The organism is Streptomyces sp. AC627_RSS907 (assembly GCF_019049165.1).
On sequence record NZ_JAGMUE010000960.1, the window covers coordinates 1 to 564 of the forward strand.

The following is a 564-nucleotide window of genomic DNA, read 5'->3' on the forward strand; positions in this document are numbered from 1 at the left end:
GCATCAGCCGGACCAGCGTCCCCGCCGGGGCGCTGACCAGCTACTCCCGGAACTTCGGGTCCGCCTGGCTGTCCGTACTGGCCGATGCCCCCGCCAGCCGTCAGACCACGATGGCGATTCACGACCGGGGCTTCGCCAGCCAGTTCCCGCGCGGCCCGGGGGCGAGCCGCTGCTACCTCCAGTGCCCGCTGGACACCGTCGTCGAGGAGTGGCCGGACGATCGGGTCTGGGGGGAGATCGAGACGCGCTTCGGGGAGTCGGTCGCCGCGCGAGGGCCGATCACCAGCAAGACGCTGGTGCCGCTGCGTAGCGTCGTCCACGAGCCGATGCGCCACGGCCGCCTGTTCCTGCTCGGCGACGCCGCGCACGTCGTGCCGCCCACGGGCGGCAAGGGCATGAACCTGGCCCTGCACGACGCCGGCGTCCTCGCCACGGCCATCCTGACGTGGTCCACGGAGCGGGACGCGAGCCTGCTGGAGGCGTACTCCGCGACCTGCCTGAGGCACGTGTGGAACTACCAGGCGTACGCCGCGTGGGTCACCGACCTCGTGCACGACGCCGGGG

General features: G+C 72.7%; 1 protein-coding gene. It reads left to right on the top strand.

Features of this window, described 5'->3' with window-relative positions:
- On the top strand, positions 1-564 hold a 564-nt coding region (locus KUM32_RS39660; protein ID WP_217146586.1), incomplete at both ends, for an FAD-dependent monooxygenase.